Annotated in this window: 22 protein-coding genes, 1 tRNA gene and 1 other RNA gene; 12 read left to right on the plus strand and 12 right to left on the minus strand. The window is 66.4% G+C overall.

What is annotated here, in order from left to right; genetic code table 11:
* Window positions 1–99 precede the first annotated feature (99 nt).
* Complete coding sequence (locus J7I89_RS09625) at window positions 100–2,541, plus strand: S8 family serine peptidase (RefSeq protein WP_214969439.1); 2,442 nt, start codon at window positions 100–102, stop codon at window positions 2,539–2,541.
* A 139-nt stretch (window positions 2,542–2,680) separates the two neighbouring features.
* On the opposite strand, the gene J7I89_RS09630 is transcribed toward J7I89_RS09625, so the two are convergent.
* Window positions 2,681–3,184: a MarR family winged helix-turn-helix transcriptional regulator gene (locus J7I89_RS09630; RefSeq protein ID WP_214969441.1), complete on the minus strand. Its 504-nt coding sequence runs from the start codon at window positions 3,182–3,184 to the stop codon at window positions 2,681–2,683.
* An 81-nt stretch (window positions 3,185–3,265) separates the two neighbouring features.
* Between J7I89_RS09630 and J7I89_RS09635 the strand changes: the two genes are divergently transcribed.
* Entirely contained in the window at window positions 3,266–3,490 is a 225-nt protein-coding gene (locus tag J7I89_RS09635) for a hypothetical protein (protein ID WP_214969443.1), read from the plus strand.
* A 176-nt stretch (window positions 3,491–3,666) separates the two neighbouring features.
* Entirely contained in the window at window positions 3,667–3,849 is a 183-nt protein-coding gene (locus tag J7I89_RS09640) for a hypothetical protein (protein WP_251045129.1), read from the plus strand.
* Window positions 3,850–3,893: 44 nt separating this feature from the next.
* On the opposite strand, the gene J7I89_RS09645 is transcribed toward J7I89_RS09640, so the two are convergent.
* The 5 genes from J7I89_RS09645 to J7I89_RS09665 all read right to left on the minus strand — a co-directional run bounded on the left by J7I89_RS09645 (window position 3,894) and on the right by J7I89_RS09665 (window position 10,130).
* The gene (locus J7I89_RS09645) at window positions 3,894–5,252 is read right to left on the minus strand and encodes an aspartate kinase (protein WP_214969447.1); all 1,359 of its coding nucleotides are present in this window, start codon (window positions 5,250–5,252) and stop codon (window positions 3,894–3,896) included.
* 124 nt (window positions 5,253–5,376) lie between these two features.
* The gene (gene recR / locus J7I89_RS09650) at window positions 5,377–5,976 is read right to left on the minus strand and encodes a recombination mediator RecR (protein ID WP_214969449.1); all 600 of its coding nucleotides are present in this window, start codon (window positions 5,974–5,976) and stop codon (window positions 5,377–5,379) included.
* Window positions 5,977–6,075: 99 nt separating this feature from the next.
* A complete protein-coding gene (locus tag J7I89_RS09655) occupies window positions 6,076–9,624 on the minus strand; it encodes a DNA polymerase III subunit gamma and tau (protein ID WP_214969451.1) in 3,549 nt (1,182 codons plus the stop codon).
* Window positions 9,623–9,719, minus strand: an RNA gene (gene ffs / locus J7I89_RS09660) — signal recognition particle sRNA small type. Before ffs ends, J7I89_RS09655 begins: the two co-directional genes overlap by 2 nt.
* Window positions 9,720–9,806: 87 nt before the next feature.
* Entirely contained in the window at window positions 9,807–10,130 is a 324-nt protein-coding gene (locus J7I89_RS09665) for a hypothetical protein (RefSeq protein WP_214969453.1), read from the minus strand.
* Window positions 10,131–10,296: 166 nt separating this feature from the next.
* On the opposite strand from J7I89_RS09665, the gene J7I89_RS09670 reads away from it, so the two are divergent.
* Window positions 10,297–10,384, plus strand: a tRNA-Ser gene (locus J7I89_RS09670).
* A 46-nt stretch (window positions 10,385–10,430) separates the two neighbouring features.
* Here the strand turns inward: J7I89_RS09670 and J7I89_RS09675 are convergent.
* On the minus strand, window positions 10,431–11,339 hold the full coding sequence (locus tag J7I89_RS09675; protein WP_214969455.1) for an oxygenase MpaB family protein: 909 nt from the start codon (window positions 11,337–11,339) through the stop codon (window positions 10,431–10,433).
* Between the two features lie 295 nt (window positions 11,340–11,634).
* On the opposite strand from J7I89_RS09675, the gene J7I89_RS09680 reads away from it, so the two are divergent.
* The 3 genes from J7I89_RS09680 to J7I89_RS09690 all read left to right on the plus strand — a co-directional run bounded on the left by J7I89_RS09680 (window position 11,635) and on the right by J7I89_RS09690 (window position 14,599).
* Window positions 11,635–12,903 (plus strand): M23 family metallopeptidase, encoded by a 1,269-nt coding sequence (locus tag J7I89_RS09680; protein ID WP_251045108.1) that lies wholly within the window; start codon window positions 11,635–11,637, stop codon window positions 12,901–12,903.
* Between the two features lie 124 nt (window positions 12,904–13,027).
* Window positions 13,028–13,513 (plus strand): glutathione peroxidase, encoded by a 486-nt coding sequence (locus tag J7I89_RS09685; RefSeq protein ID WP_308159857.1) that lies wholly within the window; start codon window positions 13,028–13,030, stop codon window positions 13,511–13,513.
* 174 nt (window positions 13,514–13,687) lie between these two features.
* Entirely contained in the window at window positions 13,688–14,599 is a 912-nt protein-coding gene (locus tag J7I89_RS09690) for a phosphodiesterase (RefSeq protein WP_214969459.1), read from the plus strand.
* Between the two features lie 51 nt (window positions 14,600–14,650).
* Here the strand turns inward: J7I89_RS09690 and J7I89_RS09695 are convergent, their stop codons facing one another.
* Complete coding sequence (locus J7I89_RS09695) at window positions 14,651–16,288, minus strand: stealth conserved region 3 domain-containing protein (protein ID WP_214969461.1); 1,638 nt, start codon at window positions 16,286–16,288, stop codon at window positions 14,651–14,653.
* A gap of 62 nt (window positions 16,289–16,350) precedes the next feature.
* Window positions 16,351–17,283 (minus strand): hypothetical protein, encoded by a 933-nt coding sequence (locus J7I89_RS09700; protein ID WP_214969463.1) that lies wholly within the window; start codon window positions 17,281–17,283, stop codon window positions 16,351–16,353.
* A gap of 147 nt (window positions 17,284–17,430) precedes the next feature.
* Here J7I89_RS09700 and J7I89_RS09705 point away from each other — a divergent pair, with 147 nt between their 5' ends.
* Both J7I89_RS09705 and J7I89_RS09710 read left to right on the plus strand, forming a co-directional pair.
* Window positions 17,431–17,730, plus strand: a complete 300-nt coding sequence (locus J7I89_RS09705) for a type II toxin-antitoxin system VapB family antitoxin (RefSeq protein ID WP_104140389.1) — start codon at window positions 17,431–17,433, stop codon at window positions 17,728–17,730.
* On the plus strand, window positions 17,723–18,421 hold the full coding sequence (locus J7I89_RS09710; protein ID WP_214969465.1) for a LytR C-terminal domain-containing protein: 699 nt from the start codon (window positions 17,723–17,725) through the stop codon (window positions 18,419–18,421). The genes J7I89_RS09705 and J7I89_RS09710 overlap by 8 nt, the downstream gene beginning before the upstream one ends.
* Before the next feature lie 91 nt (window positions 18,422–18,512).
* Here the strand turns inward: J7I89_RS09710 and J7I89_RS09715 are convergent, their stop codons facing one another.
* The gene (locus J7I89_RS09715) at window positions 18,513–19,163 is read right to left on the minus strand and encodes a TetR/AcrR family transcriptional regulator (RefSeq protein ID WP_214969467.1); all 651 of its coding nucleotides are present in this window, start codon (window positions 19,161–19,163) and stop codon (window positions 18,513–18,515) included.
* 213 nt (window positions 19,164–19,376) lie between these two features.
* Between J7I89_RS09715 and J7I89_RS09720 the strand changes: the two genes are divergently transcribed.
* Window positions 19,377–21,281 carry a diguanylate cyclase gene (locus J7I89_RS09720; RefSeq protein WP_214969469.1) on the plus strand — a complete coding sequence of 635 codons (1,905 nt, stop codon included), beginning with the start codon at window positions 19,377–19,379 and terminating at the stop codon, window positions 21,279–21,281.
* 63 nt (window positions 21,282–21,344) lie between these two features.
* Here J7I89_RS09720 and J7I89_RS09725 read toward each other — a convergent pair whose 3' ends face one another.
* Entirely contained in the window at window positions 21,345–22,064 is a 720-nt protein-coding gene (locus tag J7I89_RS09725) for a DsbA family oxidoreductase (RefSeq protein ID WP_214969612.1), read from the minus strand.
* A 247-nt stretch (window positions 22,065–22,311) separates the two neighbouring features.
* Between J7I89_RS09725 and J7I89_RS09730 the strand changes: the two genes are divergently transcribed.
* Together J7I89_RS09730 and J7I89_RS09735 are read left to right on the plus strand one after the other, a co-directional pair.
* On the plus strand, window positions 22,312–23,400 hold the full coding sequence (locus tag J7I89_RS09730) for a glycosyltransferase family 4 protein (RefSeq protein WP_214969471.1): 1,089 nt from the start codon (window positions 22,312–22,314) through the stop codon (window positions 23,398–23,400).
* 39 nt (window positions 23,401–23,439) lie between these two features.
* Window positions 23,440–25,572: a glycogen debranching N-terminal domain-containing protein gene (locus J7I89_RS09735; RefSeq protein WP_214969473.1), complete on the plus strand. Its 2,133-nt coding sequence runs from the start codon at window positions 23,440–23,442 to the stop codon at window positions 25,570–25,572.
* On the opposite strand, the gene J7I89_RS09740 is transcribed toward J7I89_RS09735, so the two are convergent.
* Window positions 25,573–26,106: a GNAT family N-acetyltransferase gene (locus J7I89_RS09740; protein ID WP_214969475.1), complete on the minus strand. Its 534-nt coding sequence runs from the start codon at window positions 26,104–26,106 to the stop codon at window positions 25,573–25,575. It lies immediately after the preceding gene.
* Window positions 26,107–26,151 lie beyond the last annotated feature (45 nt).

Genomic DNA, 26,151 nt, shown 5'->3' on the forward strand with positions numbered 1-26,151 from the left:
CGGCAACAACCAAAGAGTGATGACGCCCATGGGGGGCAGAGCGTCCAGTTCGTGGGACCGAAGGTCTACAGGTCCAAGAACAAAGGAAGGCATCTCCCCATGACCCCCCATCCAGAAACTTCCCGCCCCGGATTCTGCAGACGGCTACCCGCAGTACTGGCAGCCGGTCTCGCAATGGTCATCAGCCAGGGCCTCGCCGCACCGACGGCGGCAGCGCCAGGGCCGTCATCCGCACAGGCGGGCGCACCGGCGACCGTCCGCTCCGGCGACTCATCCTTTGATGACGGCCGCTACATTGTGATGCTCAAGGACAAGCCGCTGGCCACATATTCGGGCGGTGTGCCCGGCATTCCCGGCACGGCGGTCCCGAAGGGCAAGAAACTGAACCCCTCCGGCCCCAACTCGCGTAAGTACGACGCGCACCTCAAGGCCAAGCAGCGGCAGGCGGCCGCTGCGAAGGGCGTGACGATCAACAGGAGCTACACCCTGGCCGTCAACGCCTTCAGCGCCGCACTCTCGGCGGCACAGGTCAAGGGGCTGGCCAGCGACAACAACGTGCTGGCCGTGGTCCCTGACAGCCTGCGCAAGCCCGACTACTCCACCAGCGATTTCCTCGGCCTTCCCGGCGGCGACGGCGTTTGGGAAAAGCACTTCGGCGGCGAAAGCGATGCCGGCAAGGGCGTGGTTGTGGGAATGCTGGACACCGGCTACTCGCCGGACAACCCGTTCTTCGCCGGTGACGAGGTCTCGCCGCTCTCCGGCACTCCCGACGTGGGCGAGCCGTTCCGTCTGCAAGGCAACGTCATCGGCATGCAGAAGGCCAACGGCGGAACGTTCGTGGGTAACTGCGTGAGCGGTGACGGCTTCGACGGCACTGAGTGCAACAGCAAAGTGCTCGGGGCCCGCTTCTACGACCAGGCCTACAAGGCCGCGGTTCCCCCTGAGTTCCGGTCGCCGCTGGAAAAGTTTTCCCCCCTGGATGTCAACGGCCACGGCTCGCACACGGGCAGCACTGCTGCCGGTAACAGCGACGTCACCCAGGTGGCGGGCGGACGGGACTTCGGAAAGAGCTCGGGCGTTGCGCCGGCGGCGAAGCTCGCCGTATACAAGGTCTGCTGGGAAGGCACGGTCCCTGAGGCAACGGGGTGCCTGGAATCCGACATCCTCAACGCCATCCAGGATGCCGTCCTGGACGGCGTCGACGTACTGAACTACTCCATCTCCGGCAACAATAATTCAACGGTCGACGCCGTATCCCTGGCCTTCCTCAATGCTGCAGCGGCAGGGGTGTTTGTGGCGACGTCGGCAGGCAATGCCGGGCCGGGTGCGGGCACTGTGAACCATGCGGGTCCCTGGCTGACCAGTGTTGCGGCCTCCACGTTCGACAACTCCCTCCGCGGAACCGCTGAGCTGTCCAACGGCGCGAAATTCGCCGGAGCCAGCGTGATGAGCACCGAGGTGGGCTCCAAGCCCATCGTCCTTGCGGTTACCGTGAAGGCGGCCGCTGCCGTGGACGCGAACGCGGCGCTCTGCGCTCCGGACACACTCGACCCGGCCAAGGCGGCCGGAAAGATCGTGGTCTGCGACCGGGGTGTGGTGCCGCGGGTCGCCAAGAGTGACGAGGTCAAACGGGCAGGCGGCGTGGGCATGGTGCTGGTCAACCTGGTCCCAGGGTCCATGGACGCGGACCTGCATGCTGTTCCCACTGTCCACGTCGACGACCCCAAGGTGAAGGATGTGGTCACGGCCAATCCAGGGCTGACCGCAAGCCTCAAAGCCACTGACACCACGGGCGCGAAACTGCCGCCGGTGCCGCAGATCGCGGACTTCTCCTCCCGCGGGCCAACCCTTGCATCCGACGGCGACCTGCTGAAGCCGGACGTCACGGCTCCCGGCGTGGCGGTGCTCGCTGCCGTTTCGCCGATCGGTTTCAAGGGCGAGGAGTTCGGGTTCCTGTCCGGCACATCCATGGCGGCGCCGCACATTGCCGGCTCCGGTGCCCTGTTGCTCGGAAAGAACCCGCAGTGGTCACCGGCGGCGGTAAAGTCCGCCATCATGACCACCGCCTATGACCTGGTCAACGCTGACGGTGCCGCCGTGCATGACGTCTTCGCCCAGGGCGCCGGGCATGTGGATCCGGCCAAATTCTCCTCGCCGGGGCTCGTCTACGACGCTGGAATTGCCGACTGGATGGGCTTCCTCCAGGGGCAGGGATTCGCATTGGGTGTGGCGCCGATCGCCGCCAAGGATGTCAACGTGCCGTCGGTGGCGCTCGGTGCCTTGGCCGGCAGCCAGACCGTCACCCGCACCGTCACTGCACTGACAGCGGGAACCTACCGGGCGGCCGTCACGCTTCCCGGCATCACCGCGACGGTAAGCCCTGCCGAGGTGACCCTGGCTAAGGGTGAACGCGCGACCTTCACAGTCACCTTCACCACCGCCGGAGCTCCGCTGGACACCTATTCCATGGGCTCGCTGACATGGACCTCGTCCAAGAACAGCGTCCGCTCTCCGGTGGCGGTGCGGCCCGTAGCGCCATAGCGCCTGGCGGCCGCCCGGACGGGGCGGCCAGGTGCTCCGGCAACAACATGCGACGCCGGCACTCACCTCACGTGGTGAGTGCCGGCGTCGTACGTGTGGAGCGTTCGCCGCTTGGCGCGCGCGGAGCGCTGGTGATGCGCTAGTTCCGGGCGGAACCGGTGGCGGCTATGAGGTCCATCATGGCGCGGTGCAGGCTTTCCACCTGTTCCCGGGTCAGTCCCAGTTTGGCCATCATGGTGCCGGGAACCTCCGTTGCCCGCCGGCGCAGGGCGGCTCCGGCTGGGGTCAACTCGACAGCCAGGGCGCGTTCGTTTCCTTCAACGCGGCGCCTGGTGATGAGTCCGGCCGTTTCCAGGCGGCGGAGCAGAGGTGAAATGGTGGCGGGCTCCTGGGCCAGGGCGTCGCTGATGTCGCGGACCGAGCGAGGGCTTGATTCCCACAGGCACAGCATGACGAGATATTGGGGATGCGTCAGCCCCAGCTTGTCCAGCACCGGCTTGTACGCGCCAACAACGCTGCGGGAGGCGACGGTCAGGGCGAAGCACAGCTGGCGTTCCAGCAGGAGGTCGTCCTCGAGTACTTCGGGGCCAGCGGCTGGCCCGGTGGCTGAGGACGTGGCATGGGCTTCCGGTCGGCCGGTCATGAGCATCCCTTCGATAGTTAGTGCACTAATGATTAGTGTATCGTTGATTCCGGCAGTGGCCCTGGAAATGGAGTGGATACCGTGGCAAAAGAGAACGCAACACAGAGGTTCATGCGCGCAACCGGCAAGCTTAGGGCCATCTTCGGCCCGGCAAACCGGAGTTCCCTGGGGCATGACATGACCGAGGAGAACCGCAGGTTGCTCGCCCAGCGCGAGGCCGAGACCCGGCAGTGGGAAACAGTCAAGCGCCCCGACGGCAGCACCTACGTGGTGCCGCGCAACCCCGACGACAAGTCCCTGCGCTAGATCCCAACGCCCTTCGTAAAACGCCCTTCGCCTGCCCCCGACCCTCACGCCCGGCCGGGGGCCATTTTCGTGGTCCCGGCGTAAAATAGGGGCACTGGCAGTATGGAAGAGCAGTTGCTCTCCGCCTTCGATCAGGGAAGGGGGTGGGACTTGTGGCACATGTGCTTGCTGGCTTTATGGACATGACCGACAGGCTCCGGTTCATATTCGGCCCAGCCACCCAGGGCGATCAGACCGCACCGGTGGTTCACCTGCATGACGATTATGAGCACGCTTCAGAGGACGATCTGGCCCAGTTTGAAGTCGAGACTGACTCCGAGGGTCACCACTATGCAGTCCGCAAGAGCGACCTCAAGTAGGTCGCGCCGACGGGACTGGCCGAGCGGGTAGGCGCAGCCGGTGCTTAGCGGCCGGTGCCGCCGTAGACGGTGGCTTCTGCTTCGCTGTCCAGATCGAAGGCCTTGTGGATGGCGCGGACCGCGTCATCCAGGAGGTCTGCGTGCGTCACAACCGAGATGCGGATCTCCGACGTGGAGATCATGTTGATGTTGATGCCGGCTGCGGACAGTGCCTTGAAGAACGTGGCCGAGACGCCCGGGTGCGAACGCATGCCGGCACCGATCAGGGACAGCTTTCCGATGTGCTCGTTGTACTCGATGCTCTCGAAGCCGATTTCCTGCTCGGCCGCGCGGAGGGCCGCCAGGGCATCCGCGCCCTCGACGATGGGAAGGGTGAACGAGATGTCCGTCCGCCCGGTGCCGTGCGTGGAGACGTTCTGGACGATCATGTCGATATTCGAGTGCGCGTCAGCGATCACCTGGAAAATCGCCGCAGCCTTGCCGGGAATGTCCGGTACACCCACAACGGTGACCTTCGCTTCCGAGCGGTCGTGTGCAACACCGGAGATGATTGGCTGCTCCAAGGCAACTCCCTCTTGAGTCGTGATCTTGTCATCGGCGCCGGGCAGGACCCAGGTGCCTTCGTGCTGGCTGAATGAGGAACGGACGTGCAGCGGCACGCCGAACCGCCGGGCGTATTCAACGCACCGCAGGTGAAGGATCTTGGCGCCGGAGGCGGCCAGTTCCAGCATTTCCTCGCTGGAGATCCGGTCGATCTTCTGCGCGGACGGCACGACGCGGGGATCGGCCGTGTAGATGCCGTCCACGTCGGTGTAGATCTCGCAGACGTCGGCTTCGAGGGCGGCGGCGAGGGCCACCGCCGTCGTGTCCGAACCTCCGCGGCCCAAGGTGGTGATCTCGTTCGTGGTGCGGCTCATGCCCTGGAAGCCGGCCACGATGGCGATGTGTCCCTTGTCCAGGGCTGTCCGGATGCGGTGCGGATCGACGTCGATGATCCGGGCCTTGCCATGGATGCCGTCGGTGATCATGCCGGCCTGGGAACCGGTGAAGGACTGCGCGGAGGCGCCGAACTTGTTGATTGCCATCGCCAGCAGCGCCATGGAGATGCGTTCGCCTGCGGAGAGGAGCATGTCCATCTCCCGCGCCGGGGCGGAGTCGGTGACCTGCGCGGCAAGGTCCAGGAGCTCGTCGGTCGTGTCGCCCATCGCGGAGACGACCACAACAACTTCGTTGCCGGCCTTCTGCGCATCGACCACGCGCTTCGCAACCCGCTTGATGCCCTCAGCGTCGGCCACCGAGGAGCCGCCGAACTTCTGCACAATGAGCTGCGTGGTGACGGTGTCACCAACGGCCAGCTCCTGCGGCTGAGGTTCGGTCTTCACATCGGTACTGGGCATACTCATGCGTGCACCCTCACTGGATCAATCGGAGTTTTGGAGGCCAGGCGGCCTTGCGGCGCGACGGCGTAACTAATGCCAACAGTTTATCGCCGCCGTCCGCCTCGCGTTGAATTGTGACCCTGTGCGGTCAGCTCAGGGCGTTGCGGCGGCCTTCGAAGGCCCGGCCCAAGGTGACCTCATCGGCGTATTCGAGGTCGCCGCCAACGGGCAGGCCGGAGGCGAGCCGGGTGACCGTGATGCCGATCGACTTGAGCATCCGCGCCAGGTAGGTTGCCGTCGCTTCCCCCTCCAGGTTCGGGTCGGTGGCAATGATGATTTCCTGGATGGCGCCGTCATTGAGCCGGGTGAGGAGCTCGCGGATCCGCAGCTGGTCCGGGCCGATGCCCGCAATCGGATTGATCGCACCGCCCAGCACGTGGTACCTGCCACGGAATGACCGGGTGCGCTCCACGGCCAGCACATCCTTGGATTCCTCGACAACACAGATGACCGACGGGTCCCGGCGCGGGTCCCGGCAGATGTTGCACAATTCCTGCTCTGTCACGTTGCCGCAGGCCGTGCAGAACTTGACGCGCTCCTTCACCGTGGTGATGGCCTCCACCAGGCGCTTCATGTCCTGGGGGTCGGCCTCCAGGATGTGGAAGGCCAGCCGCTGGGCCGACTTCGGCCCCACGCCGGGGAGGCGTCCGAGCTCATCGATCAGCTCTTGAACTGCACCCTCGTACACAATGTCCTCGATTACTTGGTTGGAAGACCTCCGGCCGGCGTGGCCGGCGCGGCGGGGCCGGGCAGGGACGCCAGGCTGTCAGGCGGTGATCGGTTGGGCCTAGTAGCGGGGCACCAGCGGGCTTCCGTCCAGCGACCGTTCCTCAATGAGCTTTCCGCCCAGAATACGCTCGACGGCGGCGCGGCCAAAGACGCCCGATTCCTCGATGGTTTCGTCGTCCGCACTGGGAATGTCCTGCACGTAAGGCGCCGCGGGCTCGGCCTGCCGGGCAGGCGCCTTGGCCCGTCCTGCCTCGGCCTCGGGGCTGTTGGACAGCCTCTGGTAAAGGCTCAACTTTCCGTTGCCGGGCACTGGAGGAGCTGCTGCAGTGGCTCCTGCCGAGTGGGCCGGAGCGGCCGCCGGGCCGGGCTGCGTAACCGGAGCGGCGCTCGGCGCGAAGACCGGAACACGCATCTGTGTTTGTGCACTGACAGCTCGCGCAGCGGGCACCTGAATGCCGGGCGCCTGAGTGCCGTGTGCCTGCATGCCGGGTACAGAGACGCCGTAATCATGGCTGCCCGATGCCTGGGCGGATGCCATCGCGTAGGCGGGGGCGAACTCCGGCACTCCCGACTCAGGCGTTCCGGCCGGCGGGGGAGTGCCGCCGTTGCCCAGCGGCTGAGCCGAGCCGGTCGCCGGAACTGGTGCACTCGCAGGAACAGGTGCACTCGCCGGGACGTTCGCTCCTGGGCGTTCGGACCGGGGAATCTGCGCCGCTGCCGGCTCGTAGCGCGGGGCGGCCGGCTCCGTGGGGATCGTTTCCGGCGCGTCACCGGGCTCGCCCTGGGATCTGCCGACATTGGTCTCGGAACCGAGGAGCCACACGCCGGGAGCCTGCTCCACGGCACGCGACCACGGATCATCGGATGTGTCCTGTGCAGGGGTGCGGTCACCGGGGGCGGCGGAGGCCGGGGCGACGGCAGCCGGAGCTGCACGGGGCAGGTTGGGCGAAGACGTGGCAGGGCGTGCCGGAGCCTGGGGCGAAGGTTCCCAGTCCATGGGAGGTTCTTCATCCAGGGGCGGCGCGTCCTCGTCGAGGGGCGGCCCCCAATCGTCGTCCGGGTAGGAATAAGCGCCGGCCTGCGCGGCGTCAAACGCCTGCCCCGGCGAGGTCTGCCCGTCCGCGGGCGACGGCTGGCCGCCGCCGTCACCGCGGGTCCCAGCCGCAAGGGGCGCGGCCGCTTCAGCTCCGGCCACGTCGGCCGGGCGCGATACAGCCGCAGGATCCGCCGACGGGGCGGACTCAGCTGACGAGGACACAGCCGGCGTGGACATGGCCGACGATGACACGGCCGGCGTGGAAACGGCCGGGGCAGAAGCGGCCGGCCGCGCTGCAGGCGCCGGCCCCGCACCGGAGGGAACCCCGTCCGAAGGAACCCCGTCCGAGGGAACTCCGTCCGCGGGAACTGCGTCCGAACGCCCCGCGGCAGAGGGGGCCGCAACGGAAGCGGCGCGACTCTGTGCAGCCGGCGCGGAAGCGGGCGTTGAATCGGGTGCGGCAGGGGCAAGCCCCCAGTCCGCATCCGTTGTGGTAGCCGGGACGTCCCGGCTAGTAGGAGCTTTTGGGTTTGGCTCAGAGCTCGCTGCGCTGCTGGATCCGGCCGCCACCGCAGTGATCTGGCAGTCGATGCCGATCGTCTTATGGATGGCCTGCCGCAGGTTTTCGGAATGATCCGCGCGGCCGAAGGCCCCGGCCAGCCCGGACGTGGTGAAGACGAGGGTGAGCACCTGGCCGTCGAACTGGCCGACCTGGGCGTTCGGCTCCACGAGGGCCCAAGTGCTGCGCTTGATCTTGGTGAGGGTCTGCAGGATCTCCGGCCAGGCTCGGCGAAGAACCTCGACGTCGGCACCTGCGCCGGCCGGTGCGGATGCCGCACGCTGCGGCGGAGCAGACTGCGCCGCGGCCGGTTCCGGCCGTGACTCCGGACCCCGGGCAGCCGGCGTGCCAGGGGCGGGCCGTGAGTCGCTGACGGGCGGCGCGACAGGCGCCGGCTGGACAGGCGCTGACTGGAAAGCCGGTGCGGCCTGCTCTCCGGGAGCGGCCCGGGGCGTCTGCACGGGCTCGGCGGGCCTGCCTTGCGCAGCAACTTCCCGCCCGGCTCCGGCCGGCGGTTCCGAAGCCGCCCGGCGGACGCCCGCAGGTGACTCATCAACCGGCCAGTCATTGGTGCTGATCCGGGGTGCAGCGAGGGGCTCCCGCTCGGCAGGAGCAGTGACGGGAGCGGCTGCCGGCTGTTGGGCTGCGGGAGGCTGGGCGGCCGGAACGGCTGGTGCAGAAGCGGCCGCTGCAGAAGGAGCCGGGGCAGCAGCGGCCGCGGCCGGCCGAACGGGAGCTGCAGCAGCGGGCGCGGCAGAAGCAGTCCCTGCGGGGGCTGCGGAAACGGCGGCGGGAGCGCCGACGTCGTTCCCGGCGTAGTTCAGCCGGCGCTCCACGCGGTCAATCCGGGCCGCGATCCCGCGTTCGGTCTGTTCGGAGCTGGGCAGCAGGATGCGGGCGCAGAGCAGTTCGAGGTGCAGCCGCGGTGACGTGGCGCCGGTCATTTCCGTGAGCGCGGTATTGGTGACGTCGGCTGCGCGGGACAGCTCGGCCGCACCGAGGTTGTGCGCCTGGTTCTGCATCCGGGCAATCTGGTCCGCGGGCATGCCGCGAAGGATGGACTGGGCGCTCTCCGGCATTGCCTGGACGATGATCAGATCCCGGAACCGCTCCAGGAGGTCTTCCACGAAGCGGCGGGGATCGTGTCCCGTCTGGATGACGCGGTCCACTGCCCGGAAGACGGTGGCGGCGTCCGAGGCTGCGATCGCCTCGACGACGTCGTCCAGGAGCGAAGCATGCGTATAGCCCAGGAGCGCGACGGCGAGCTCGTAGTCCAGGCCATCGGGGCCTGCGCCGGCCATCAGCTGGTCAAGGACGGAGAGGGAATCGCGGACGGACCCGGCTCCGGCGCGGATGACCAGCGACAGCACGCCGGGCGCCACAGGCACGTTTTCCTGCTTGCAGAGAAGCTCCAGATAGGCCATGAGCGGCTCTGGCGGCACCAGCCGGAAAGGATAGTGGTGGGTGCGGGACCGGATGGTTCCAATGACCTTGTCCGGTTCCGTGGTGGCAAAGATGAACTTGATGTGTTCCGGGGGTTCTTCGACGATCTTCAGCAGGGCGTTGAAGCCGGCCGAGGTGACCATGTGGGCTTCGTCGATGATGAAGATCTTGTAGCGGTCCCGCACCGGAGCATACGTGGCGCGCTCGCGGAGGTCCCGGGCGTCATCCACACCGCCGTGGCTGGCGGCGTCGATCTCGATCACATCGAGGGACCCCGAGCCGCCGCGGGCCAGTTCCACGCAGCTGGGGCACACGCCGCAGGGGGTGTCCGTGGGGCCCTTGGCGCAGTTGAGGCAGCGGGCCAGAATCCGGGCAGACGTGGTCTTGCCGCAGCCGCGCGGGCCCGAGAACAGGTAGGCGTGGTTCACCCGGTTTTTCCGCAGGGCCGTCATGAGCGGCTCCGTGACATGTTCCTGCCCGATAACGTCCGCGAACGAATCGGGGCGGTATCTACGGTAAAGGGCAGTAGTAACAGTCACAGAGAAAACCCTACCAATCGGGACTGACATAAAAGACCCCTCATGCACCCGCCAGAGCCCGTCTACCCTTGCTACCTTCCGGTCCTGGGGGAGTTCAACAGGATGACGCCACATGAGGGGCCGTCAGACAGTTTACCCGAAGTTTTGGCGTGCCCCGAATCGGCTCCGAAGCGGCCGCCCGGGCACCGGTGAGGGGCCCGGTGCCGGGCCCCTCACCGGTGCCCGTTCACGGGCCAGCTCATGAAGGCAGGCTCCTCATAAGGGTGCGCCGCCCGCAGTGCCCGGATGACGCCGTCGAGCCTTTCCTCCTCCACGACGCACTCGATCCGGACTTCCGCCACCTGCTCCGCCACGCCCCTGGCGCCGATGAAGGGCTCGGCTCCTGGGAGGGGCGTGAAGCGCCCCGTGCCCGGAGACGTAAACGCACAGTGCGAATAGTTGCCCAGCCAGCCGGCCCCGGCATCCCCGATGGCGGCGAGCACTTCTTCGGCGTGGGATTCCGGGACGTAGGCAACGAGCGCGTGGAGCTGGGACATGGCACCATCCTGCCAGCCGGGCACCCGCACGTCACCGGTCGTTGAGGGCACCAGGGCGGGCGCGGTGCCGCCTGTTCGTGGGCCGTCTGAAGCCCCCGAATGGCCCAATTGGGCGATGCTGAAAAGTTCAGGTATTCTAGTATCTGCTTTTGATTCAGAAGCTACTGGAGAATTCGCCTAGCGGCCTATGGCGCACGCCTGGAACGCGTGTTGGGTTAACGCCCTCGGGGGTTCAAATCCCCCATTCTCCGCCATCGGGAAACCCGGTTCTGACATTGTCGGAACCGGGTTTTTCTGTTTCTAGGCAACGCCCAGCCGGCGGAGCCGCGCCCGGGCCGCGTGCTCACTCGGCCCTGTCCGGTCCAGCGCAAGGCGCACGACGGCGAGAGTCACCTGGGCGGCGATGGTCACCGGGAACGGGAAGGGACCAAGCCGGGCTCTCCGCAGGCCGAGCATGGCGCGGTATCGGGGCTCCAGGCTGAGCACCGCGGCCTCGAACAGAACGCGGTAGCCGGGCTTCAGGAACGGATGCAGGGGCGGATTGCGGATGAAGGCCACGGTTTCCGCAACGCGCTCGTCGGCACGAAGCTCGCCTGATGCGAACCAGGCGTCCAGTTGCGGCTTCAGGTCGGACTCGCTCAGCGGAGGCGAGTCCACTCCCATCAGCCGGCCTGCCTGTGCCCATTCCCGGACGTACGCATCGGGACCGCCCGGGATGCGCCCGCCCCACACCTTGTGAGCGCAGAGGAACGAGTCGGTGAAGGTGAGGTGCACCCACCCGAGCAACTCGGGATCGTTCGCCGAGTAGTCCCGGACCCCGCCCTGTCCATCAATGTACTTTCCGTGCACCGACTCGTGGAGCCGCTGCACGCGCCTGCTCGCGGCAAGGGCGTCGGCCTGGGAACCGTAGGTGACGGCGTGAATCCAGCGGGTGGTGCTGACGAGCCGGCCCACGGGGTCCTCGCGGAAGTTCGAGTGGTCGTGGACACCCGCAAGGACGCCGGGGTGGAGCGTCTGCATAAGCAGGGACCGAATGCCTGCGATTAATGTCGGCATGCCCCCATGGACGGCCCAGACTGCAGAACCGGGCAGGTAGTAGCCCGGGTCATCGCCCTGGGCAAACGCCAGTGACCAGTCGGGCGGCACGTCCGGACTTCCGGTGAGCGTCCGCCTAACTTCCGCCCGCCATTCCCTAGGGAAATTCCGCATGTTTATATTGTTGCCCACGGATGCTGGCGGCTTAAGCCTATGAAAAGCACCGCATTATCCCCCCAGTTTTAGGGGTTTCCCGCCGGCTTGGCCTGTGGCCACAATGGAGGACACGCTCGTCGAGAAAGGAAGTTGGCGGGTCCTAATTCAGGAGATTTCAGTGGCAACTCATGGGGGAAACGGACGCGCATCGAGGGCAGTTGGACCTGGCCGGATTGCTTTGCGGAGTCTCTCCGCGGCTGTGGTTGTCGGGTTCTCCGTCTTCGCCTTTGGGTTCCAAGGACCGGCCACTTCATTGCAGCAACCTGCCGGGGACGCCGTCCCGCTGGCAGCTCCCTCCGGAGTTGTGGGTCCGGCGCTCCTTGATCCGGACAGCACGCACCAAGGGCATGTGCTGGGCGAGGCGGCCGCTGACGCCCTGGCTAGGATCCGCTACGGCCGGACGGTCGTGGACACGTCGACGGTCGGGAACCGGACCAAGCCGCGAACGCCCGGCGTGGCTTCCACTGAATTACAGCGCCCCGGCGAAGGCTTCCTCATGGCGCCGCTTGAAGTGCTCAACCCGGTTTCCGGGTTCGGGCTGCGGCACAACCCGATTACGGGCGAAGATGGTGAATTCCACTGGGGCCAGGACTATGCCGCGGCCTGCGGAACCCGCGTCTACGCCGCCGACTCCGGAGTGGTCCGGGCAGCCGGATGGCACCCCTGGGGCGGAGGTAACCGGGTGGAGATCGACCACGGGAACGGGCTGATCACCACCTACAACCACCTGCAGGGCATAGCAGTCGAAAAGGGCGATGAGGTGCGGGTTGGCGAGGTCATCGCAGAAGTGGGCAGCACCGGATCCTCAACCGGGTGCCACCTGCATTTCGAAGTAGTTAAGGATGGCCAACACCAGGACCCGTCGAACTGGACCCTGCTGCCCATCCGGCAGATCGACGGGCTGACTCCGGCGGTCCTGACCAGCTTCGACCCCGGCGCCGCTGTCACCTCGGGCTGGGCCGTCCCCTATCTGACGGGGAACACCGACGACGGCCTGTCGCCCATTGCTGCCGCTCTGGCCGCCAACCCGCGGACCAGCTCCGCAGCCGGGACCACACTGGTGTCCAGCTCGTCGTCGACACAGGCGGCCTCGACGCCGACCACCACCGCAACGCCCAAGCCGACAGCCCCCGCGACAACCAAGCCGGCGCCGACGCCCACCCCGACGCCCACCCCCACACCTACGCCGACGCCGGTCGATCCGACTCCGCCTCCGGTTGAACCGGCGCCGGTGGAGCCGCCGCCCGTGACCACCGAGCCGGTGCCCGTTGACCCGGTCCCTCCCACGGAACCGGTCGTGACAGCGGAGCCGACACCAACCGAGTCCGCGCCGGTGACCGATCCGGTTCCGACGCCGCCGCCCACGGAGGCCGTGGCTCCCGTCCAGGCTGAGCCGGTCCCCACAGCTGATCCGGCACCCGTGGTGTCGTCGACAGTCGTTTCAACTGAGGCCCCCGTGGCTGCCGCCACAGAGGCCGTGTCTGAAGGTGTAGTAACGGTGGAACCCGCCGCCGCGCCGTAAGGTGCGGCGGGCGGTAGCCCGCCGTCCGGCTGTTCGCCAGCCGGGTTAGGAGGTCGAAGGAATGCAGCGGCAGCTATTACCGTTGTCATTAATGACACCTATGCACCCGGCCAGAGAGCACCATGTGACTTCCCTCCACACGATTCCGCTGACACTCAACGACGGAACCGCTACCGCTTTCGGACGATTCAAAGGGAACGCAGTGCTGGTGGTGAATGTAGCCTCCGAGTGCGGGTTCACGCGGCAGTACGCCGGTCTTGAAGAGCTCTACGCGGCCTACCGCGGCCGCGGACTCGAGATCCTGGGCGTCCCCTGCAACCAGTTCGGCGGGCAGGAACCCGGCGACGACGCGGAGATCTCCGACTTTTGCGAGAAAAACTTCGGCGTAACCTTCCCCCTGACTGCCAAGGCCAATGTCCGCGGCAAAGAGCAGCACCCCCTGTACAGCGAGCTGACCAAGTTCAAGAAGAGCATTCTGCCGGGCACGGTCAAGTGGAACTTCGAGAAGTTCCTCGTCAACCGTGTCGGTGAAGTTGTGGGGCGGTTCGCCTCCGCCGTGGATCCGGCGTCGCCGGAGCTAAGGCAAGCCATCGAGGAGGTCATCGCGTGATGACCGCCGTCATTAAACGAAAGCGAGGAAGGTAGCCCGAAAGCGGCGGCGCAGCCGTAATTTTTCAACATGCCAACTCCAGTTTCCCCAAAGTTCGCTTTTTATCTGGTTGGATGGAGCGTACTGAGAGGGACACAGGAGGCGCCCCGCTTCCTAACTACCGCGAAGGCAGCAATGGAGCTCATCGAGGCCGAGCACCCCCGGCCGCGTCATTTTCTACTCCACCTGAGTGACCCCCACCTGCTGGGCGGTCCGGACCCCCTTTATGGAGCCGTTGACAGCGAAGCCCGCCTGATCCAGCTTTTCGACGAGGTACAAGCCTCCGGCGCGCGCCCGGAAGCCGTGATCTTCACCGGTGACCTGGCAGACAAAGGCGACCCCGAGGCCTACGCCAAGCTCCGCGCGATCGTTGAACCGGCGTGCAGGGACCTTGGTGCGATGGTCATCTGGGCCATGGGCAACCATGACAACCGTGCCAACTTCCGGGCCGGCTTATTGGACCAGCCGGGCAACGACGATCCTGTGGACCACAGCTACTACGTCAACGGCCTGCGGGTCATCACCATGGACACCTCCGTGCCGGGGTTCCACCACGGTGAGCTCAGCGACGATCAGCTTGACTGGCTTGCAGCCCAGCTGGAGACCCCTGCCCCGGACGGCACCATCCTGGCGCTGCATCATCCTCCGGTGCCCTCGGTCCTGGACCTGTCCGTGCTCGTGGAGCTCCGTGACCAGGCTGCCCTGGCCGCGGTGGTCCGCAACTCTGATGTCCGCACTATCCTCGCCGGTCACCTGCACTATTCGACCACCGGAACGTTCGCCGGCATCCCGGTGTCGGTGGCCTCGGCCACGTGTTACACCCAGGATCTGAACGTCCCGGTGGGAGGCACACGCGGCCGCGACGCCGGACAAGCCTTCAACCTCGTGCACGTCTATGAGCACACGATCGTGCATTCGGTCGTTCCGCTCGGAGCCGCACCGACAGTAGGGGAGTACGTCAGCCCGGAGGAGACGGAACGTCGGCTGGCCGCCGCCGGGGTCCGCATCCCCGATCAGGTCAAGCGCCCGGTCCTGACCGCCAAATAGCGAACCGTCCTGACCGCGAGGTAGCCGGGGGCAACGGCCTGCGCTCCCCGGCTACTTCTCCCAGGGCGCCTTGATGGGATAGTACTTTTCCAGGAAGTCGGTGACGAGTTCCGCCCGCTCCTGTGCCGGAACCTCCGGGAAGCTGCCGTCATTGAGGCAGAAGAAGTCCATGTTGCGCTTGGCCAGCAGCTTCGGGAGGTAGTTCAGGCCGGCGCGGGCCGTGGTGTCCACGTACCTGACCCTCGCCGCTGTCTGGGTGACTGCGCGTCCGGTGAGCAGGGCGTAGTAGTGGTAGAAGGAATTGGTCACGGAGATGTTGTCCGCGGCACGGAACGTGCTCGCCGCCGTCTTGGCGAACTCCGCGGGGAACTCCCGCTCCATCTTGGCCACCACACTGCGCCGCAGCGGCGCAGCCGTGTGCTCAAGGTGCCGGGTGGTGATCCGGCCAAAGCGGTTCCACAGCAGTTTGCGGTTCACCCGCGCTGCGTTTTCGAATCCGCTGCGCTCTGCGTCGTTGTCACCCAGGCCGATGCGTGTCTCGGCCTCGATGAACTTGGTGATCCCGCCCGGCGTGAAGAACATGTCCGGTCCGACCGGGCGCCCGAAGAACATGTCGTCATTGGAGTACAGGAAGTGCTCGGACAGGCCGTCGATATGGTGCAGCTGGCACTCGACGGCCTGGGAGTTGTGCGTCGGCAGCACGGAGGGGTCCGCGAAGAACTCCTCGCTCCGGACAATCGTCACCGACGGATGGTCCGCCAGCCATTCCGGCGCGGGGGAGTCCGTGGCGATGAAGATGCGGCGGATCCAGGGGGCGAACATGTACACGGACCGGAGCGCATACTTGAGTTCGTTGATCTGGCGGTAGCGCGCCTCGTGGTCGTCGCCTTCCCCCACGACGGCTCCGGCCATCCGCGCCCGCCGGGCTGCGATGTATTCGGGGGAACTACCGTCCACCCACGAGAAGACCAGGTCGATGTCGAAGCTGATGTCGCTCGCGTGGTCCGCGAACATGTTTTCGATGGTGGGCCAGGTGTGGCCGTAGCGCTCAACGGTTCCGCGGACGGCGTCGTGGGCCATCATGGTGCGGCGGGTGAGCGAATTCTCGATCGGCAGGATCACTTCGTTGCCCTGGAAGCTCCACAGTTCCACCTGCACGCCGGCCGACGCACCGAATTCGAAGCCGCCGGCGGGCTCCACGCGGGGACGGTACAGCCGGAAGATCCGTGCCTGCCGGTTGGTTGAGAGTTCACCGTCGGCCACCAGCACGGCCGTCTTCTTCTTGGCGTCCACGGTCATCGAGTAGAACGGTTCGCTCTGGCAGGCGTCCACGAGGGCGGCGCGCAGCTTCTTGCGGTTCTTCCAGTCCAGCGCGATCACCGGGCGGTCGTTGTTGCCCCGGACCAGCAGGTAGTCCAGCCCGGCCGCGGCCAGCACGTTGCGCAGGAACAGCAGATCCTCCACCATCGCCTGGTACGGCGTCCGGTTCTCGTTGATCAGCGCATACCGGCCCGAGCGGCGGACGATGTCGGGGCGGTGCTTGAGGCGCGCAACAGCAGCCGGCGACGTTACTTCCGCATGCGCGGGTACGTCCTCGGATGCCTGGCCTCCGTAGTAAATGTCATCCTGAACCGTTACGTCTGTAATGGTGTTTCTCCGTGCTGTTCGGGGGTGGGGTCTTACTTGCATGATAGTCCTGCCGAAAAAACTGCAGGAAAAATTCCGGCGCTCCTGCAGCGGCGGCAGCGGGCTCAGCCAGCCAGCGCTTCCCGCCAGCTGCGGAGGAAGGCCCCTCCGGCGTCGTCGTGAATGACCGTTGCGTCCAGGCCCAGATCAGCGGCCGTGAGGATGTCGTAGGGCTTGACCGGCACGCCGTCTGCGGGACGGACGTCCACGTGCTTGACCTGGTGGTCGTTGTGGTGAAGCCAGTCTGCCATGGCGTAGTCCGTCCGGGAATCGCCCACTGTCCGCCAGGCCTGCGGCGTGATGCCCTGGGCCGCAAGCAACTCCACCGCCCGGCTCGCGCCGAGGTCCTTGCCGAGGCGGATGGACTCGATGTCCGTGGAGATGATGGTCGGGTCCACGCGGTAGTCGATCTCGTCATCGGAATTCGGCGCGTGGTGTTCCAGCCTGACCACGCCCAGCCCGTGGCGCTCCATCAGCTCCATCGCCTCTGCATCGAACAGCCGCTGCTCGGCGAGGTACTCGCTGTTGGGCACCTCGATGTGCTGCTCCACGGACACCATGGCGCGCTTGGTTTCGTCAAAGAACATGTGCGAGGCGTAGTCTTCGGCCACCATCCGCCGGACGTCGTCCCCGAACGCTGCGGGGACGGCAAGCTCGTGGTCCACGTGAACCGGGCCGGGGCCGGAAGCGGTGTAGCTGAACCACACAGCGCCTTTTTCGCAGATGGCGTGGATCAGGGTCCCGGCCGGCATGCCTGCAGCGATCATCGGCTCCATGACCTGCTCGCGGATGAATGCGTCCGAGCGCCCGGTGTTGAAGATGACGGGGATACCTGCGGTGGCCAGGGCCACGAGATCGGAGATGATTTCCGGCTTCACGTCCCTCGTGACAGGGCTGGCGACCGGGCCGTCGACGTCCAGGAGCAGGGCAAGGGCAGGGGCCGACGGCGTGTGGGCGCCAAAGCCGGCGGCGGCAGCATTCGCAGGGGGTGCAGTCATGCCTCCATTCTGACAGCCGGCGCCGGCTGGCCGGCTGAGGCGGGCGCAAGTCGGCCAGATGTGACACATGGTTACTGTTTGGCTACAACCTCCGGACCGGGCCGGTTCCACATTCCCCTGAACGGGCAAGGTGCTTAGGCTTACAAGGTGATATTCAAAGCTGTGGGCGAGGGACGCCCTTACCCCGACCATGGTTTCAGCACGCCCAAGGACTGGGCCGCCCTTCCGCCGCGGCCTGTGCGCCTGGATGAACTCGTGACCACCAAGCGGACCCTCGACCTTGAAGCCCTCCTGGCCGAGGATTCAACCTTCTTTGGCGACCTCTTTCCGCATGTTGTGCAGTACAAAGGCACGCTCTACCTGGAGGACGGCCTGCACCGGGCGGTCCGCACGGCCCTTCACCAGCGCACCGCCATCCACGCCCGCGTGCTGGTGATCGATGGCTAGAAAACCCAAGGATGCCACGGTCCTGCACGGGCACCGCGTCGTCACCGGCCCCGAGCTCCGGGCCACGTTCGAGGAACCGGACGACACGCTGGACGACCCGGGCCGGCTGCGGCGACGCATCCTGCACGGCGTAGTGCTCGTCCTGCTCCTTGCCCTGACTGTCGCCGGCATCTTGGGCGCCGTGGGCGTCATGAGCGGCCAGATCAAGTTCCCGACGGCGATACAGACCCAGGAGAGGGCGGCTCTCTGCCCTGGCACCACGTTCGACTACACGCCCAACGCCAAGGTCAAGGTCAACGTCTACAATTCGACGAGTCGGGCGGGCCTGGCCAAGTCCGCGGCCAACGAGTTCCGTGCCCGGAAATTTGTTGTTGGCGCCGTGGGAAACACCGAGACCGGCTACCGCGGCGTGGCAGCTGTCGTTTCCGGAGCGGCCGGACAGGCTGCGGCCTTCAGCGTCCAGCGCAACGTGCCGGGTTCCGACTACTTCCAGGACGGCCGCTCGGATGCCAGCGTGGACGTGATCCTGGCCGGCGACTACCGCGGCCTGATCAAGCCCGCGCTCGTCGACCAGACACCGGGCCAGCTCAGCTGCCCGCGGGAAAGCCGGCGCATTGCCGATGACTCCCCGTGGCCGGTCATTCCCACAGCCAGTCCCACAGCCAGTCCCACACGGGGCGCCAAGCCCTAAGCCCCGGCCCGTTCCGTAACCGCCTGGCTCGAGCATGACCTGAACGGCACCAGCCGCCCAGGGCGCCGGACGCCCTGTTCCACTGCCCGGCTTAGCCCGCCGCGGCGGGCGGAGGGCTAAGACGCACCGGGCGGCCGCCGTCGTCAAACCTGGCGCCGGCTCCCAGCTGGATGAAGCGGACAGTCCGTGTAATACGCTCTTCCAGGTCCTCCGGCTCGTCGCTGCCGCGGGCGGCGCTGGATGACAGTGTTCCGTGGATCAGCTGCGCCTGCTGCCGGGCATCCGCCACCGGGAAGTAGCCCTCCTGCATGCCGTCGCGCAGAATGTCCTGGAGCAGGTCGCTGAGGCCGCCCACATGGTCGGCAAGCTTGGCGAAGGACGCGGGCGAGAGGACGGCGCCCATGGCAGGCCCGGGCGGCAGGTGCCGGCGGCTGAGGTCCTCGACCTGCGCCCGCACATACAGGGCGAGCCGGTCCACCGGGTTGTCCAGGCGGTTCAGCGATTCACGCAGTTCGGACAGGAACCGCTCGGTCTCGACCAGGGCGTAGGCGATCAGCAGCTCTTCGATGTCGGCGTAGTAGTTGTACACGGCAGTGCGGCCGATGCCTGCGTGCCGCGCCACGTCCGTCATGGTGAGTCCGGGCAGCCCGTGCGTGAAAAGGAGTTCGCCGAACGCCGTCAGGATGCGGCGCTGGGTCTCGGCGCGCTGCGCAGCATTGCTGGGGGCCGAAATCCTTGGCATACGCACACCTTACCGCGATCTGTCAGCAAACCATCTGACCTCTCGCTGTCGGATGAAGGTGGCGCAGGTAGAGTGTGCCTATTCATTGCGACTGGGGGCGTTGTGGAACATCATGGGCATCACATTTGGGCGGATAGCGAACAAGAAAGCGGGTCCAACCGTAGGCGGCCACGCCACGGCAGACGCGGTTTCAGTGCGCCGGGCCTGGCCTTCATGGTCCGCTGGGCGATCGCGGTGTCGGCCGCGTTGCTCGTTGCAGGACTGATTGAGTACGGCGTGGCCCGGCAGCAGATCCTCGACCGTGGGCTGGAAGACTACCGGCAGACCTACGAGGAGGTGGCCACAGAACTCGAGGAAACCCTGGCCGCGGATTCGGACCCGGCCAAGCGTGAGGAAGCGGTTGCTGCCGAGATCCACCATCTGCAGCGCAGCGCGGGCACGGTCTACGTGGGCTTGTTCGACGCGGCCGGGACGCTGATCGCCAGTGGTGACACTGAGGCCGGCGGGGGCGAGTCGGACAATGCTGACGCATCACGTTTTTCCGAGGTGCTCTCGACGGGTGAAACAACCGTCGAAACCGAAACGGAAATCGGCGGCACCGGCGTGACCAGGTACGAATTCCTGGTGCCGGTGTCCGCGCCGGAAGGAACCCTGGTGCTGGAGATTGACCAGCGCGCCGACATGATCACCGGAATGGCCGGGGACCTTGGGTCCAACAAACTCCTCGGACTGCTGGCCGCGGTATTGGTCGCGACCCCCTTGTCCTATGTATTCGGGGGACGGTCCCTGCAACGCCGCCATTTGCAGGCGCAGCGGCAGGCCGACGCGGACCCGCTGACCGGGCTTTCGGGTCGCCGCCCGTTCCAGCCGTCACTTGAGGCTGCGCTGACGGACGCGAGGTACCCGGTGGTGACGCTGGCGCTGCTTGACCTTGATGGATTCAAACAGCTCAACGACCGGCTGGGGCACAGTCACGGCGACCGCGTCCTGGTGGCCCTTGCCGACGCACTGGAGGAACTCGCCGACTCCGATACGCCGTTCCGCCTGGGAGGCGACGAGTTCGCCGTCATCCTGCCCGGCAGCGACGAAGGACAGGCAGCCGAAGCGCTCGAACAGGTCCGTGCGGCCCTCGCCAAACGCTTCCCCGGAGTGACGTTCAGCGCAGGCATCGCCTCCAGCGACGCAGGTGAGCCGCTTGCTCTCAAGGAACTTTGGGAGCGCAGCGACGCGGCCCTCTACGAAGCCAAGCGGCTTGGGCGGCGACAGAGCGTGTCCTTCAAATCCATGGCGGAAGACCACACGGTCAGCGCCGAGAAAATCATCGAGCTGACAGCCTTTGCTTCAGGCAGTGAACCGCTCAGCGTAGCTTTCCAGCCGATCTGGGACCTGCGCCGTGGAGTGGTGCTTGCCCACGAGGCACTGATGCGCCTTCCGGAGGGTTCCCGGATCAACGGGCCCCAGGAGGCATTCGAGCTGGCCGAACGCCTCGGAGTCGCCGCGGCCCTGGACGCCCGCGCACGGTCTGCTGTGCTGGCAGAGGTGTGCAGCCGGCAGTGGGAAGGGTTGTTGTTCCTGAACGTGCATCCGGACGCGCTGCCCGGCTTCGACCTCGACAACCTCATTGCCGAATTGGCCGTGGCCGGCCTGGAACCGGGGGACGTCGTGCTGGAGGTTACCGAGCAAGCCGCGCTGAACCACGCGGACCCGGTCCGCACGCTCAGGCAAGCCCACGACAAGGGCTTCCGGCTGGCCCTGGACGACATGGGCAAGAGCAACGCTGGCCTGCATGCCCTCAGGCTCGTCCGGTTCGACATCCTGAAAATCGACCGGGAGGTCATTGCCCGTCTCGATGCGGACCCGTCCTCGATGGCCACCGTCGCGGCCGCCATTACGTTCATCCAAGAGTCCGGAGGCTGGGTCGTGGCCGAAGGCATCGAAGAACCCCATACGCTCGCCTGGCTCTTGCGGCCCGGCCTTACCGCTGCACCGCAGCAGCCCGTCATCGCCGGCAGGGCTACCTCCTCGGCCGGCCGGGTGAGCAGCCGGTGGGACTCGACACCCATCTGGACGTCCTTGACCGGCTCGGCAGGGACGCGGCGCGCGACCGCGACGACTTGAACGACCCCTTCTACGGGACCACCTAGCACCTGTTCATGCCGCGCCGAGCCGCGCCGCGCTGACTTAGACGGTGCAGCCGTCCGGTCCGCAGGCGTCTCCCTCTGCGTCTCCCGTGGCTGAGCCGTCGGTGCCGACCATGACCAGCGGATGCGCGTCCTGCCAGGCCTGTTCGAGTGCCATGCTGAACGTCGCTGCCGGCTGGGCCCCGGAGAGTCCGAACTTGCGGTCGATCACGAAGAACGGCACGCCGGTGATGCCCAAAGCGCGTGCCTCGGCAAAATCGTGCCGGACGTCGTCGGCGTATTTGTCCGTGCTGAACAGTTCTGCGACGTCGGCGGCGCCAAGGCCCAGCTCTCCGCCGAGGGACGTGAGGTAGTTCCGGCTGCCGATGTCCTTGCCGTGCTCGAAGTGGTCGCTGAGCAGCCGTTCCTTGGCGGCGTCCTGCTTGCCGTGCGCGGCGGCGAGGTGGATGAGCCGGTGGGCCGTGAAGCTGTTGGCGACGACGACGGCGTCGAACCGGTAGTTGAGCCCCTCGCCTTTGGCCTGGGCTGCCACGTGCTCAAACATCTGCGCGACCTGTTCCGGGGCCATGCCCTTGCGCGTGCTGAGGTAGTCCAGCTCAGTGCCGTCGTAGTGCTCCGGCAGGGAGGGATCCAGCTGGTAGCTGCGCCAGTGCACCTCTACCTCGTCCCGGTGCGGGAATTCCGCCAGGGCGGCCTCGAACCGGCGCTTGCCGATGTAGCACCACGGGCACGCGACGTCTGACCAGATTTCAATCTTCATGCCTGCAACAACCCGATCCCACGCGATGGCATTCCTACCGAGCACTGTTGGCTTGGCCACAGCGCGCAGCTCCATTTACCAGCCTTGCCCGGCGTCCCTGCGGACAATATCGTTTGACGTAGGTTATGAAGTCAGCCGTCGGATGCTCTTCATCCGAACGCCATCGATTATTCTGCCCCGATGCGCCGGGGACGGCGCCACAGCCATTGTGCGGGGCCGTCTGCTCTGTCACCTGGGAGGCCAGGGAATGCGGATAGGACTTATTGCGGGACCCTGGATTCCCGTTCCTCCGCCCGCTTACGGCGGCACCGAGAGGGTGGTGGACAGCCTTGCCCGTGGTTTTGCGGCTGCGGGGCATGAGGTTTTGCTGGCTGTTCCCTCTGACAGCGAATGCCCGGTCCCTCGTGTTTCGGGGATGAGGGTTTCGGAACCTGCTGAGCTGGGGTCCACCCTTTCGGAGCTCAGCCACGTGATACGGGCGTACCGGGGGATGCGGGGTGTGGACGTGATCCACGACCACACGATGGCCGGTCCGCTGTACGCCCATCGCCCGTCCGCTGTTCCGGTGGTGACGACGATCCATTGCCAGCTGACGCCGTCAGCGGTGGACATTTACCGGGCCATCGGCAAGACCGCCAGCATCATTGCCATTTCCCGCGACCAGGTCAGCCATGCGCCGGACGTTCCGGTCGCCCGCGTCATCCATCACGGGATGAATCTGGCAGCCGTCCCCACGGGCAACGGGCAGGGAGGCTACGCGTGCTTTGTGGGACGAATGTCCCCGGACAAGGGTCCCGCCGAAGCGATCGCCATCGCCCGGAAGGCCGGAATCCCGCTGCGCCTTGCGGCAAAAATCCGCGAACCCGACGAGCTGCGCTACTTCCGGGAGGTTGTTGAGCCGCTTCTGGGGCCCAACGAGGAATTTATGGGCGAGCTGGGGAACGCCGAAAAGTACGCGCTGATGGGCGAAGCCTGCGCCTTCCTGAACCCCATCCAGTGGTCTGAGCCTTTCGGGCTGGTGATGATTGAAGCCTTGGCCACGGGGACCCCGGTAATAGGCACCCCCGTCGGCGCCGCACCGGAGGTGGTGGACCACGGATCCACCGGCTACCTGGCCCCCCTGGAAGAGCTGCCGGCGCTGCTGCCCCGGGCCGCCGAGCTCAGCAGGTCAGCCTGCCGCGCCTCCGTCGAGGAACGGTTCAGCTCGGATCGGATGGTTGCGGACCACCTGGATCTGTTCACCCGGCTGCTTGAGCAGAAGTTGCCTTTCGGGGTTCCCGATCCGGCCACGGTGCATGAGAATCAGATACAGGATTCGCTGTCGCCGGGTGCCTGACCCCAGCCGCGGCGCCTGCGCAAGGGAAGGGATCAGCCCATGAATGCCTGGAATGCCGACACTGAAGCGGGTCCATCCGAAGCCGGCGCGGTCACCGTGGTCGAAGGATCCTCGTTCTGCATCTCATCACACAACGGCGACATCATTCCTGGCGGATCACAAGGCGTCTTCTACCAGGACACACGGATTATTTCCCGCTGGATGCTCCGGGTCAACGGGTCCCTCCGCGAACCGCTGGGGGCTCAGACGCCTACGTCGTTCCAGGCCACTTTTGTCGGCAGGGCGCGCTGGTCGGACGGTAGATTCGACAGCCCCCTGGTGGTCCGGCACGAGCGGCATATTGGACCCGGGCTTAGGGATGACATCACCATCATCAACTACTCGTCTGAGCCGGCCGACTGTGACATCGAGCTTAGCGTCGAGGCCGATATGGCCGACCTCTTCGATGTCAAGGGCGGCAGGGCCGCAACCGATGCAGTTGCCCGCAGGTCGGTCCAAGGCGCGGAGCTCCATATCGAAGTCGAGCGCAACGGCCAGCGCCGGGCTGCGGCCATCCGCGCAGCAGGGGCGCTGGTACGCGAGGATGCACTGGCTTTCCGGGTGGAGATTCCGCCCAGGGGACAATGGACCACCGCCGTCATCGTGGTTCCGCTGATCAATGGAGTGGGGCCGGATGAGCCCTTTTCCGAGGCATCGCCTCCGCACCACCGGATGGGCGTTCAGAGGCATCTGGCATGGGAGGAGCATGTACCGCGGGTGACCGTCATGGATCGGAACGTTCAAAATGTACTGAACCGCAGCCAGAACGATCTGGGTTCCCTCCGGATATTCGATGACGCTCACCCTGACCGGGCTGCAGTTGCCGCCGGCGCCCCCTGGTTCATGGCGCTCTTCGGCCGGGATTCCCTGCTGTCCGCCTACATGGCGCTGTTGGTTGATCCGAACCTGGCGGCCGGGACGCTGCAAACCCTGGCCGGGCTCCAAGGGACAAAGGTGGACCCGGATTCGGAAGAAGAACCAGGCCGGATACCCCATGAGGTGAGGTTTGGCATCAACGCCGGCCTTGCATTGGGCGGTACCGCGTATTACGGCACTGCCGACGCGACCCCGCTGTTCGTGAGCCTGCTGGGTGAGCTAAGCCGTTGGGGCCTGGGCGAGGACATTATCGAGTCGCTGCTGCCGCATGCGGATCGCGCCCTGGAATGGATCGAGCACTTCGGGGACCGCGACGGGGACGGCTTTGTGGAGTACCAGAGGCCCAACCCCCACGGATTGCTAAACCAGGGATGGAAGGACTCGTGGGACGGGATAAATTTTGCCGACGGCAGGATGGCTGAGCCACCGATCGCGCTGTGCGAGGTCCAGGGGTACGTGTACGCCGCCTACGTGGCACGGTCGTTGCTGGCCCGCTGGACGGGTGACCATTCCTTGGAGCGCCACTGGGCCGGGCGCGCTGCACGTCTAAGGGCCTCCTTCAACGAGCGGTTCTGGATGCCGGACAAGGGGTATTACGCCATCGCTTTGGACAAGGACAAGCAGCAGGTCGACTCGTGCGCATCAAACATGGGCCACTGTCTCTGGGTTGGACTCGTCGACGAGGATAAGGCTCCGATGGTCGCGGAGCGCCTCATGGCACCGGAGATGTTCACGGGCTGGGGAATCAGGACACTGGCCTCGGACATGGGCGCGTACAACCCCGTCAGCTACCACAACGGCTCGGTCTGGCCGCACGACAGCGCGCTCGTCGCCACCGGGCTCATGCGGTACGGCTTCGTGGACGAGGCCAGCCGGATCGCGAGCGGGCTCTTCGCGGCGGCGGCCCACTTTGCCGGACAACTGCCGGAGTTGTTCTGCGGGTTTGACCGGAGCGACTTCCCGGAGCCGGTGCCGTACCCGACGGCGTGCTCTCCACAGGCGTGGGCGGCCGCTGCTCCCGTTCAGCTGGCCCGCATCCTTTTGCGCTTTGACCCCGACTTCACCCGGGGCGAGGTCCACCTGGCACCGATCCTTCCGGACCGGATGGGCGATTTCCGTGCAGATAACGTTCTTTTGGGCCGTTCCAGGATCACCATCCGCGCCCGGGGCAGGGAGGGAAGCGTGGAGGGCTTGCCGCCGGCACTGAAGCTCCGGAATGACCCCCGCCTGCCGCTTTACAAGGACCTTGGCGGTTAGCTATCCCAGCCCGCGCTCCATCACGAAGTCGTGTTCCACGGTGCTGCCAAGCTGAAACGACTTGGTTCCCACCTTCCGGAAACCGGACTTTTCGTAGAACCGGATCGCCTGGGCGTTCTCGCTGTTGACGCCAACCCACATTCCGGCAGCCCCCGTACCTGCGGCGGACTCGAGGCTGGCGAGCATGAGTTCGGCCGCGGCGCCGAGCCCGTGGTGGTCCGGGTGGACATAGCATTTGCTGAGCTCCACCGACGGCAGGGCGCTGAGCGCGGAGGCCACGTCCGGATCGGAGGCCGGCCGGTCCACCAGCAGGCTGTAGCCGCGGAGGTCTCCGTCCGCGTCAATGACAAGGACCGTCACGGCGGGATCGGCGAGGTACCCACGGAAGTGGCGCTCGCGGAGAGTGCTGGCGAGGTGGGCAGCGATGTCCTCCCGTGACGATCCCGGCGGGCATGCCAGCGGAAAGGTGACTGCAGCCAGCTCGGCCAGCCGCCCGGCGTCGTCCGCTGTTGCCTTGCGGATGGTGTGCGTCATGGATGCCTCCGGTGAGGGGTGGATATAGAAAGCCTAACCGGCGGG

Origin of the sequence: Arthrobacter sp. ISL-5, assembly GCF_018613835.1 — a bacterium.
Classification (GTDB): Bacteria; Actinomycetota; Actinomycetes; order Actinomycetales; family Micrococcaceae; genus Arthrobacter.